The sequence below is a fragment of the Niveibacterium sp. COAC-50 genome, assembly GCF_013184235.1.
In the GTDB taxonomy this organism is placed as follows: domain Bacteria; phylum Pseudomonadota; class Gammaproteobacteria; order Burkholderiales; family Rhodocyclaceae; genus Niveibacterium; species Niveibacterium microcysteis.
Genome location: NZ_JABCJM010000005.1, coordinates 108045 through 119630, shown reverse-complemented (window position 1 = coordinate 119630; position 11586 = coordinate 108045). Strand labels below are relative to the sequence as shown.

Sequence of the window (11586 nt, the reverse complement as noted above, 5' to 3'; positions counted from 1 at the left end):
TCACCACCGCCCAATCATGCCGGTGACATGCGCGTGAGAGCCTCCTTTTCGCCGGCCTCTCGGCGCCCGTAACGATCTCGTCCCCCAACCGCATCGAAACACGATCAAGTCAACCAAGACTGTCGTCCAAGTTTGATGCGCCCCAAATGTTCGCCCTCGAAGGCACGTTGTAATGGGCGGCGTTTTTTGTGTCGTGCCACGCAGATGCTGATGGCCGCAGTGAGCCAACCGTGGATCCGACACCGGTGATGCCTTACACCCCGAGGAGGAAGGCTGGATGAACCGTTTCGTGATCGCGGAACCTGCACGATGCATCGGCTGCAATACCTGCATGGCCGCATGCTCGATGGTGCATAGGGCCGCGGGTCTGCAGAGCCAGCCACGGCTGACCGTGACGCTGCATGGCGGCAAGACAGCACCCGTGCTGTGCCGCCAATGTGAGGATGCGCCGTGTGCGCGGGTGTGTCCGGTCAACGCCATCACGCACGCCGACGATGCGATCGTGCTGAACGAGACGCTGTGCATCGGCTGCAAGCTCTGCGCCATCGCCTGCCCCTTCGGCGCCATCACCCCGTCCGGCACGCCGGCCTCCGGTGTCGTGCCCTGCGGCCGCGACTATGTGTCGCCGGACATGCTGACCGCCACCGAACCCGCACTTGAAGGCTCGGACAGCGCAGCGACACTGCATCCGATCCTGGTGTCCGTCACCGGTGTGCGCAGCATCGCAGTCAAATGCGACCTTTGCGACTTCCGCGCTGAAGGCCCCGAGTGCGTGCGGGTCTGCCCGACGCGCGCGATGCATGTGGTGGACAACCGCGCGCTGGACAACGCCGGCGACCTGCGTCGCAAGCAGGCAGCCACCGCGCTGGCCGCACACACCCCGTTCGGCGGGGAGCAGGAGCAATGATGAACACGCCTCTCGGTCTCCTGCTGCTGTCTGTCCTGCTCTATCTTGCTGGCGCGCTCGGTTCGCTTTTACTGGCACGACGCGAATCGCTCGCAATCCTCTGCTCGGGCATCACAGGCCTGCTTGGCGGCCTGGTCGGCGTCGCCGCCAGCCTGCCCGTGCTGCTGAGTGGTACGACCCATCGTTACCTTGCTGACGGCCCCTTCGCCTTCGCGCACTTTGCGATTCGCCTCGATCCGCTTGCCGCGTTGATGGTGTTCGTAATCTCGGCGCTGGTTGCGGTGTGCTCGCTGTATGCCACCGCCTATGTGCGCGAGTACGCCGGGCGCGGCGCCTGGGCGATGGGCTTCTTCATGAACCTGTTCGTCGCGTCGATGGTCGCGCTGGTGGTCAGCGACAACGCGTTCTACTTCCTCATCTTCTTCGAGATGATGTCGCTCGCCTCCTACTTCCTGGTCATCTTCGACCAGCATGAAGAGGCAGTCAGTGCGGGCTTCCTGTATTTCCTGATCGCGCACGCCGGGTCGGTGCTGATCATGGCGGCCTTCTTCATTCTCTACAGCTACAGCGGCAATCTGGACTTCGACAGCTTCCGCACGCTGCACCTGACCGGGCCGATGGCCTCGCTGGTGTTCCTGCTGGCCTTCGTCGGCTTCGGCGCCAAGGCCGGCATGGTGCCGCTGCACAGCTGGCTGCCACGCGCCCACCCGGCGGCGCCGTCGCACGCGTCCGCACTGATGTCCGGCGTGATGGTGAAGATCGGCGTATTCGGCATCATCAAGGTCGGCATCGATCTGCTCGGCGCCACCGCAAGCTGGTGGGGCCTGCTGGTGCTGGCCGTGGGCGCGATCTCGGCAGTCCTCGGCGTGCTCTACGCGCTGGCCGAGAAAGACCTCAAGCGCCTGCTCGCGTACTCCACGGTCGAGAACGTCGGCATCATCCTGATGGGTGTCGGCGCCGGCATGGTTGGTATCGCAAACCACCTGCCCCTGCTCGCCGCGATCGGCCTGCTCGCTGCGTTCTACCACTTGCTCAACCACGCGGCCTTCAAGGGCCTGCTGTTCCTCGGTGCCGGGGCCATCCTTTACCGCACACATACCAAGGACATGGACCAGCTCGGTGGGCTCGCGCCCCGCATGCCCTGGACGGCCGGCGCCTTCCTGATCGGCGCGATGGCGATCTGCGCGCTGCCGCCGCTCAACGGTTTCGTCAGCGAGTGGTTCACCTATCAAGCGCTGTTCTCGATGGGCAGCTCCAGCGACATCTTCGCCCGCCTCGCCGGACCGGTCGGCATGGTCATGCTGGCGCTGACCGGCGCGCTTGCCGCGGCCTGCTTCGTCAAAGCCTACGGTCTGAGCTTCTCCGGCCTGCCGCGCAGCGCCCATGCGGAGCATGCGCAGGAAGCGCCCCTGCCGATGGTGATCGCGATGCTCTTGCTGGCAGGGCTCATCGTACTCTGCGGCATCGGCGCCGCCTGGGTAAGCCCGGTGATGGCCACGGTTGCCGCCTCGCTGACCCACTCCGCCGCCGCGCCGGTAGCGATCGGCCAGACCTTGTTCCCGGGTGACCCGGGGCAGGCGCATCTGTCGATCCCGCTGGTCACCGTGTTGCTCCTCGCGCTGCCGATGCTGCCGATGCTGCTGGTTGCCGGCCTGCGCGGCGCACGCCTCGGCCGCCGCCACGGTGGCGACGCCTGGGCCTGCGGCTATGCGCAGGAACAGGTGATGGTGCCCTCCGCAGCCGGCTTCGCCGCTCAACCGCTGGGCCACATGTTCGCGCCGCTGTACCGGGTGCGCGACACGCTGGACCCTGGTGCCGCATCGCGGCGCGCAGTGCAGTGGTGCATCGACGCGACGACGCGGATCGAACCGCTGTGGGACGCCAAGGTCGTGCAGCGGGTGGTCGATGGCGTGCAGTGGTCGGGCCGCAAGATCCAGCATCTGCAGCATGGCGACTTCCGGGTGTACTGCCTCTATGTGGTCGTCACGCTGGTCGTCCTTCTTCTGGTTGCGGTCTAGGAGCCCGCCATGCCCAGTTTCGAGTTGCTCTGCCTCGCCGTCCTGCAAGCGCTGGTGCTGCTGGCCATCGCACCGCTGATGACCGGCATTTCGCGGATGATCCGCGCCCGCATGCATTCCCGGCGCGGCCCCGGCGTGCTGCAGGACTATCGTGACATCGTGAAGCTGCTCAAGCGCCAGGATGTCGCCCCAGCCTCCGCCGGTTTCGTATTCCAGGCGACGCCGTACGTGATCCTCGGCGCGATGCTGTTGCTGGCGATGGCACTGCCGGTGTTCACCCGCCACTCGCCAGTCGGCGCCGCGGCAGACCTGATCACCTTCGCCTACGTCTTCGCGCTCGCCCGCTTCTTCTTCGCACTCTCCGGCCTCGACTCCGGCAGCTCGTTTGCCGGCATCGGTGCGAGCCGTGAGGTGACGATGGGCGTGCTGGTCGAGCCGACCATGATCCTCTCGCTGGTCGTCGTCGCACTGGTCGAAGGCAGCACCAACCTCGGCAGCATGAGCGCGGCCATCTCGGGCGGCTACCTGCAAGCGCCAATGGCGATCCTGCTGGCGATGGTCGCTTTCGCCTTCACCGTGTTCATCGAGATGGGCAAGCTGCCCTTCGACATGGCCGAGGCGGAACAGGAGTTGCAGGAAGGCCCGCTGACCGAATATTCCGGCGCCTCGCTCGCAGTGCTGAAGCTGGGCCTGGGTCTGAAGAAGATCGTGCTCGCGCAGTTCCTGCTCGGCGTGTTCCTGCCCTTCGGCAACCTGGACAGCTTCACCGCCGGCGACATCGCGCTCGCCGTCGTCGCACTGCCGCTGAAGCTGCTGACGATCTTCGTGCTCGCCGGCCTGATCGAGAACAGCATGGCGCGCGGCCGCTTCCTGATGACCTCGCGCGTGACCTGGATCGGCTTCGGGTGCGCGGTGCTGGCCTTTGTCTTCTACCTCACTGGGCTCTGAAACGGATCATGGAGAACCTTGCGCTCACGATCATTCTGTTGCCCTTCCTCGGCGCGATCATCACCGCGCTGAGTCCGCAGCGTGTCGCCAAATGGGTGGCTACTGCTTTCTCGGCACTCGCTGCTACGGCGGTTGTCGCACTCGCGATCGGCTTCGACCAGGCAGGCAAGCTCGCACGCGAAGTCGATCTACTGTCCTTCGGCCAGACATCCCTGATGGGCCTGACGATCGACCGCCTCAGCGTGTTGGTCTGCGTTGCGGTCGTCGTGCTGGGCTTCCTGGTGGTCGCCTACTCCACCGCCTACCTCACCGACGGCAATCGCGAGCATCCGCATGACGGTCGCCCGCGCTACTACGCCTTCCTGCTGCTGTTCATCGGCGCGATGGCGGGCCTGGTGCTCTCCTCCACGCTGGTCGGCCAGCTGGTGTTCTTCGAAATCACCGGCGCCTGCTCCTGGGGGCTGATCGGCTACTACGAGAAGCCGAAGGCACTGAAGTCGGCAATCAAGGCGCTGATCATCACGCACATCGCGGCAATCGGCCTCTACTTCGCGGCTGCATGGCTGTTCGTCGACACTGGCTCCTTCGCGCTCATCGGCCTCGCGCAGCTGAACGACGGCGCCAAGATCGCGGTGTTCCTCGGCATCCTCGTCGCGGCCTGGGGCAAGTCGGCACAACTGCCGCTGCACGCCTGGCTGCCGGATGCGATGGAGGCGCCGACACCGGTGTCGGCCTACCTGCACGCCGCGTCGATGGTGAAGGTGGGCGTCTATCTGTTCGCTCGTGCGCTGTACTCGGCTGGCGCGGTGCCGGAAGTGATCGGCTGGGTTGGCGTAACGATGGCGGTCGTGACCATGGTCTACGGCTTCGCGATGTACCTGCCGCAGCGCGACATGAAACGCCTGCTCGCGTACTCGACGATCTCGCAGCTGTCGCTGATCTTCATGGCGCTGTCGCTGTCGGTGTTCGGCTCCGAACTCGCCTTCAAGGGCGCGGTGGCGCACATTTTCAACCACGCCTTCGCGAAGAGCCTGTTCTTCCTCGTTGCCGGTGCGCTGAGCTACAGCTGCGGCACCCGCATGCTGCCGTCGCTGCGCGGTCTGCTCAAGCACATGCCACTGCTGGGCATCAGCTTCTGCGTCGCCGCGCTATCGATCACCGGCGTGCCGCCCTTCAACGGCTTCTTCAGCAAGTTCCCGATCTTCACTGCGGGCTTCCAGCTCTCCGCCGCCCACCTGCTGCTGTTGCCGCTGGTGGTGATCGCGCTGATCGAATCGGTCGCGAGCTTCGCCTGGTTCCTGCGCTGGTTCGGCGACACGACGCCGGGCGAGGCGTCCGAAGCGGTGGCCACGGCGCAGCCGGTACCGCTGGCGATCCGCTTCGTGCTGGTGACGCTGATCGTGATGTGCGTGGCGTCGAGCTTCATCGCCGCGAGCTGGCTTGGTTAAGGAGTTCCCATGAACGGACCATTGATCGTCAACGCGCTGGCCGGGCTGCTGATCGTCACTTCACTGCTGGTGACGATGGCCGGCAACGCGACCCGCGCAGCCCGCCTCTATGCCGCGCAATCGCTCGTGCTGGTGCTGATCTTCCTGACCCTGGCCTACACCCACGGCGCACACGAGCTGTACTGGTGGGGCCTCTCCGCCTTCGTGACCAAGGTGGTGCTGGTGCCGTGGATCATGCTGCGCACGCTCGCCACGCTGCCGGAGAAGGAAGACCTGCCCGGCGTGCTGAGCCCGGCCGTGCTGATCGTCGTGGCGGCCCTGATCGTCGGGCTGTCGTGCTACGCGGTCTCATCGGTACATCTCGCGGTGGTGGACCCGCTCAAGCCCGCGCTGGGCGTGTCGCTCGGCCACTTCCTGCTCGGCCTGGTGTGCATCGTCAGCCAGCGCAATCTCCTCAAGCAGGTGTTCGGCTTCTGCCTGATGGAAAACGGCTCGCACCTGACGCTTGCGCTGCTGGCCTGGCGGGCGCCCGAACTGGTCGAGATCGGCATTGCGACCGACGCGGTTTTCGCGGTGCTGATCATGGTGGTGCTGGTGCGCCGCATCCAGCGCTCGATGAACACGCTCGACGTGCGACAACTCACGGCCTTGAAGGGCTGACGACATGACTTCGATGGAACTGCTCCCCGCCCTGCTGCTGGTCCCGCTGGTCGCCTCGGCCCTCGCGTTCGCATCGCGCTGGGCCGGCGCCGCCGCGAAGCCGCTGGTGACGCTGATCCACGCTGCGAGCATGACGGTGCTGCTGCTCGGCACGCTCAGGCTCGCCGGCGAGTTGCTGCAGGTCGACCAGATCACCGCGCTGCACGGCTGGATGCAGGTGGATAGCCTCGGCGCTATCTTCCTCGGCCTGATCGGCGTCGTGGGGTTCCTGATCGGCCTCTACGCGATCGGTTACATGAACTACGAGCTGGCGCATGGCGCCATCGACGTCGGGCGCCTGTGCAACTTCTACGGCATCTTCAACCTGTTCGTGTTCACGATGCTGCTGGCGGTGACCGCCAACAACGTGATCATGATGTGGGTGGCGGTCGAGGCGACGACGCTGGGTTCGGCCTTCCTGGTCGGCTTCTACGGCAAACGCTCCTCGCTTGAGGCGGCCTGGAAGTACGTGATCATCTGCACCGTCGGCGTAGCCTTCGGCCTGTACGGCGTAGTGCTGGTGTACTCCAACGGCGTCGCGGTGCTGCCGGTCGTGGGCGATACCTCCAGCTGGACGGCGCTGCTCGCGCAAGCGCAGCTGCTGGACCCGACGCTGGTGAAGCTGGCCTTCGTGTTCGTGCTGATCGGCTTCGGCACCAAGGCCGGCCTGTTCCCGATGCACGCTTGGCTGCCCGATGCGCACTCCGAAGCGCCCAGCCCGATCAGCGCCCTGCTCTCCGCCGTGCTGCTCAACTGCGCAATGCTGATCGTGCTGCGCTTCGGCATGGTCGCCGCAAAAGCCGTCGGCCCCGCATTCCCGCAGACGCTGCTGCTGATCTTCGGCCTGCTGTCGGTGGGCGTCGCCGCGTTCTTCATTGTCGTGCAGCGCGACATCAAGCGTCTGCTGGCCTACTCCAGCGTCGAGAACATGGGCCTGATCGCCTTCGCGTTCGGCCTCGGCGGCCCGCTGGGCATCCTCGCCGGGCTGCTGCACACGATCAACCACAGCCTCGTGAAGGCGCTGATGTTCTGCGGCTCCGGCAACATCCTGATCAAGTACGGCACGCCGTCGATGGATTCGGTGAAGGGTGTGCTGAAGGTGGCGCCGGTCACCGGCGCGCTGTTCATCGCTGGCGCGCTTGCGCTGGGCGGCGTGCCGCCCTTCAACATCTTCATCAGCGAGTTCATGGTCGTGACCGCCGGCCTCGCAGCCGGCCACCCGTGGCTGATCGGCTTGTGCCTGCTGCTGCTGACCATCGTGCTGGCGGGCCTGGTGCGCATGCTCGCCGCCACCGTATTCGGCGCCGCGCCTGACAACGTGCCGCGCGGCGACACCGGCGCGCTGACGCTGCTGCCGATGGGCGTGCTGCTGGTCGCGATGCTGGTAATGGGTATTCGTGCTCCGGCGCCGGTCAGCCAGTTGCTGGCCCGTGCCGCCGCACAGGTTCAGACAGGCAGCCAGCCGCAGATTGCACAGGCGCCGGCACCCGACGCGGCGGCCACGCCGTCGCCCGACGCTGCGCCAGCGGCCCAATAAGAAGCGCCCCGGGAAAGGAGACCCAGAGCATGTCCGTAGCAGAAGAATCCCGCGTGGGCCGCAACTACATCGCCGGGCTGGCGGAGAAGTTCCCCGCCGCGATGCTAGAGGTTGAATGGCAGACCGCCGACCAGGTCACCGTCACGGTGAAGCCTGACGCCCTGCCGGACGTCGTCGCCTGGCTGTACTACGACCAGGGCGGTTGGCTGTCGGTGCTGTTCGGCAACGACGAGCGCACGCTGAACGGCAACTTTGCGGTCTATTACGTGCTGTCGATGGAACAGGGCGTGAAGTGCTGGGTGGTGGTGCGTGTGCTGGTGGACCCGGTGGAGCAGGAGTTCCCCTCGGTGACGCCCAAAGTGCCGGCCGCCGTGTGGGGCGAACGCGAAGTGCGCGACATGTACGGCCTGCGCCCGGTCGGCCTGCCCGACCAGCGCCGCCTGGTGCTGCCGGACGACTGGCCCGAAGACCTGCACCCGCTGCGCAAGGACACGATGGGCTACAACCAGCGTCCGGCGCCGACCTCCGACACCGAGACCTACGAGTTCGTCAATGAGGGTGGCGAGAGCCGCGTGGTACCGCTGGGCCCGCTGCACATCACCTCGGACGAGCCGGGCCACTTCCGCCTCTTCGTCGACGGTGAGGACATCGTCGACGCCGACTACCGCATGTTCTACGTGCATCGCGGCATGGAGAAGGTCGCCGAAACCCGCATGGGCTACGACGAGGTGACCTTCCTCGCCGATCGCGTCTGCGGCATCTGCGGTTTCACGCACAGCGTGGCCTACGCCAGCTCGGTGGAGAACGCGCTGGGCATCGAGGTGCCGGCCCGCGCCAAGGCGATCCGCAGCATCTTCCTCGAAGTCGAACGCCTGCACAGCCACCTGCTGAACGTTGGTCTCGCGAGCCACTTCGTCGGCTTCGACACCGGCTTCATGCAGTTCTTCCGTGTACGCGAGAAGGCCATGACGATGGCCGAGTTGCTCACCGGTGCGCGCAAGACCTACGGCATGAACCTGATCGGCGGCGTGCGGCGCGACATCCACAAGGACGAGCGCAACAAGACGCTGAAGCTGATCGCCGAGCTGCGCAGCGAGATCACGCCGCTGGTCGACATGCTGATGGCCACGCCCAACCTGACCCAGCGTACCCAGGGCGTCGGCCGGCTGGATCCAAAGGTGGCGCGCGACTTCAGCCCGGTCGGCCCGGTGGTGCGCGCCAGCGGCTACGCGCGCGATATCCGCATCGATCACCCCTACGCCGCTTACCCCGACCTGCCCTTCGGCCTGCATGTGCTCGACGGCTGCGACGTGCTCTCGCGCGTGCTGATCCGCGTGAAGGAGTTCTACGACTCACTGGCAATCATCGAACACGCGCTGGCCAACATGCCGGAAGGGCCGATCCTCAACGAAGGGTTCAGCTACCAGCCGCACCGCTTCGCGCTCGGCTACGCCGAGGCGCCGCGCGGCGAGGATATCCACTGGAGCATGATCGGCGACAACCAGAAACTGTTCCGCTGGCGCTGCCGCGCGCCGACCTACGCGAACTGGCCGCCGCTGCGCTACATGCTGCGCGGGAACACCGTGTCCGACGCGCCGCTGATCGTCGCCAGCATCGACCCCTGTTACTCCTGCACCGACCGCGTCACGCTGGTCGATGTGAACAAGGGCAAATCCACGACCGTGCCGTACAAGGAAATCGAGCGCTACGGTCGCGAACGCAAGAACTCGCCGCTCAAGTAAGGGGCTGATGGATGTTCAAGCTGCTCAAAATCATCCGCAAGGCGGGCGAGGCGACTGAAAAGTACCCGTTCGCACCGATGCCGGTCAGTCCGGGCTTTCGCGGAAAGCCCGAGTTCACCGCCGAGCAGTGCATCGCCTGCGCGGCCTGCGTGGTGGCCTGCCCGCCCAATGCGCTGACGATGCACACCAACACCGAGCGCGGCGAGCGCACCTGGCAGCTCAACCTGGGGCGCTGCATCTTCTGCGGCCGCTGCGAGGAAGTCTGCCCGACCCGCGCGATCGCGCTGTCGCCCGACTTCGAGCTGGCGGTGGGCCGCAAGGAAGACCTGATGCAACGGGCAACGTTTTCGCTGACCCGCTGCGTCGCCTGCGACACGCCCTTCGCGCCGAGCAAGGAGATCGAGTTCACGATGGCGCTGATGGTGCACAGCGGGCTCTCCGAGGCCGAAGCCGAAGCGATGCGCCCGCAGTTCGAGACCTGCCCCGACTGCAAGCGCAAACAGGCGCTGTGCAGCGTCGAGCCGGAAACCTTCGTGAAGCGAGGCTGAGATGAACAAGCCCATCGAATTCGCGCCCCGCAACGCCCAGGGCATGCCGACTCCGATCAGCGAGAGCGAGCACATCGCGCAGTTGAAGCAGACGCTGCTCGGCGACATCAAGCGTTCCGCCTACGTCTATCGCGTCGACTGCGGCGGTTGCAACGGCTGCGAGATCGAGATCTTCTCGGCGATCACGCCGGTCTTCGATGCCGAGCGCTTCGGCATCAAGGTCGTCGCCTCGCCGCGCCATGCCGACATCCTGCTGTTCACCGGCGCCGTGACACGCTCAATGCGGATGCCGGCGATCCGCGCCTACCGGGCCGCGCCAGATCCCAAGATCGTCGTCTCCTACGGCGCCTGCGGCTGCAGCGGCGGCATCTTCCACGACCTGTACTGCGTCTGGGGCGGCACTGACCAGATCGTGCCGGTCGACGTCTTCATCCCTGGCTGCCCGCCGACCCCGGCTGCGACGATCTACGGCTTCGCGGTCGCGCTCGGGCTGCTCAACCAGAAGCTCAAGGGCAGCCACCATCAGGAAGCCGAGGGCGAAGTCGCGCAGGTGCGGCACCCGGACGTACCGCTGGATCTGCGGGTGCTGATCGAACGCGAGGCGCGCCGCATGGCGGGCTACCTGCACGGCGGACGCATCGCGGATGACTTCATGGGCCTGATGGTCGCCGCGCCGACGCCGGAAGGTTTCGTCGCCCGTGCGCGTGAACACCTCGCTGCGAAAGACGACCCGCGTCTGTCGGAAATCTTTGCCCACCTGCAAAGCACCTGCCTCGGAATCGGCGGAGCAACCGCGTGAGCGGCAAGGTCATCTTCTACCAGCTCGGCCAGAAGTTCCTCGACCGCAAGGAGGACATGCCGGCCGAGGCGAAGCAGGTGGTCTACTACTCGCTCGCGATCGGCCACCATATCGGCGTGATCGACTGCCTCAAGCCGATCCTCGAATGCCCGGCCGACGACTACGCCGCCTGGCTCGAGAAGCTGCCGGAGGGCGCCGCCCGCAGCAAGCTCGAAGGCTTGCTCAAATGGGGCGAGATCAACATCGACAGCACGGCGACGCACTTGCTCGCTAGGGCGCTGGACGGCGCCCGCCCGGGCTACAGCGAAACCGAGAACCAGTGGGCGACGCGGCTGATCCAGTCGCTTGCCGATATCGAAGCCGAACCTGCGATCTACCTGATCGCCAAGCACCGCGATGCCTGACCTGATCCTCACCGTCGGCAACAGCATGATGGGCGACGACGGCGCCGGCCCACTGCTGGCCGAACTGCTGACGAACGCACCCGCCAGCGGCTGGGCGGTGATCGACGGCGGCTCCGCGCCGGAGAACGTCGCACATCAGGTGCAGGCGCTCGCGCCGCAGACCGTGGTGATCGTGGACGCGGCGGACATGGCGCTCGCCCCCGGCGAAGCGCGCCTGGTCGACGATGCGAACATCGCCGACATGTTCATCATGACCACGCACAACCTGCCGCTCAGCTTCCTGATCGAGCGGCTGCGCGAAACGGTGCCGCAGGTGCTCTTCGTTGGCATCCAGCCCGACATCGTCGCCTTCGGCTTCCCGATGACCGACCCGGTGCGCAACGCCGTCACCACGCTGCACGCGCAGCTTGTCGCCGGCGCAGACCTCACCGCCCTGCCCTGGCTCTGAGCCTCCTCCGGCCCGTCGACTGACCGCCCGCGCGCGCGCCACGCGGCGCGCCAGCGGCCACCTGCCCTCGCGCTTACCGCCAAGCACA

General features: G+C 66.3%; 11 protein-coding genes. All 11 read left to right on the top strand.

Going from position 1 to position 11586, the window contains the following annotated elements; genetic code table 11:
• Positions 1-277: 277 nt before the first annotated feature.
• The 11 genes from HH302_RS17760 to hycI are packed head-to-tail and all read left to right on the top strand — an operon-like array spanning position 278 to position 11498.
• Complete coding sequence (locus HH302_RS17760) at positions 278-907, top strand: 4Fe-4S dicluster domain-containing protein (protein WP_172203600.1); 630 nt, start codon at positions 278-280, stop codon at positions 905-907.
• A complete protein-coding gene (gene hyfB / locus HH302_RS17755) occupies positions 904-2925 on the top strand; it encodes a hydrogenase 4 subunit B (RefSeq protein ID WP_172203599.1) in 2022 nt (673 codons plus the stop codon). Before HH302_RS17760 ends, hyfB begins: the two co-directional genes overlap by 4 nt.
• A 9-nt stretch (positions 2926-2934) precedes the next feature.
• Positions 2935-3873 carry a respiratory chain complex I subunit 1 family protein gene (locus tag HH302_RS17750; protein WP_172203598.1) on the top strand — a complete coding sequence of 313 codons (939 nt, stop codon included), beginning with the start codon at positions 2935-2937 and terminating at the stop codon, positions 3871-3873.
• Positions 3874-3881: 8 nt separating this feature from the next.
• Positions 3882-5321, top strand: a complete 1440-nt coding sequence (locus tag HH302_RS17745) for a hydrogenase 4 subunit D (RefSeq protein ID WP_172203597.1) — start codon at positions 3882-3884, stop codon at positions 5319-5321.
• Positions 5322-5330: 9 nt separating this feature from the next.
• Positions 5331-5981: a hydrogenase 4 membrane subunit gene (hyfE, locus tag HH302_RS17740; RefSeq protein WP_172203596.1), complete on the top strand. Its 651-nt coding sequence runs from the start codon at positions 5331-5333 to the stop codon at positions 5979-5981.
• A 4-nt stretch (positions 5982-5985) separates the two neighbouring features.
• Positions 5986-7557 carry a hydrogenase 4 subunit F gene (locus HH302_RS17735; RefSeq protein WP_172203595.1) on the top strand — a complete coding sequence of 524 codons (1572 nt, stop codon included), beginning with the start codon at positions 5986-5988 and terminating at the stop codon, positions 7555-7557.
• Positions 7558-7586: 29 nt separating this feature from the next.
• Positions 7587-9299, top strand: a complete 1713-nt coding sequence (locus HH302_RS17730) for an NADH-quinone oxidoreductase subunit C (RefSeq protein ID WP_172203594.1) — start codon at positions 7587-7589, stop codon at positions 9297-9299.
• Positions 9300-9310: 11 nt separating this feature from the next.
• Entirely contained in the window at positions 9311-9847 is a 537-nt protein-coding gene (hyfH, locus tag HH302_RS17725; protein WP_172203593.1) for a hydrogenase 4 subunit H, read from the top strand.
• 1 nt (position 9848) lies between these two features.
• Entirely contained in the window at positions 9849-10646 is a 798-nt protein-coding gene (locus tag HH302_RS17720) for an NADH-quinone oxidoreductase subunit B family protein (protein ID WP_172203592.1), read from the top strand.
• Positions 10643-11050 (top strand): formate hydrogenlyase maturation HycH family protein, encoded by a 408-nt coding sequence (locus tag HH302_RS17715; RefSeq protein ID WP_172203591.1) that lies wholly within the window; start codon positions 10643-10645, stop codon positions 11048-11050. The genes HH302_RS17720 and HH302_RS17715 overlap by 4 nt, the downstream gene beginning before the upstream one ends.
• Complete coding sequence (hycI, locus tag HH302_RS17710; RefSeq protein ID WP_172203590.1) at positions 11043-11498, top strand: hydrogenase maturation peptidase HycI; 456 nt, start codon at positions 11043-11045, stop codon at positions 11496-11498. The genes HH302_RS17715 and hycI overlap by 8 nt, the downstream gene beginning before the upstream one ends.
• The last annotated feature ends 88 nt before the right edge of the window (positions 11499-11586 follow it).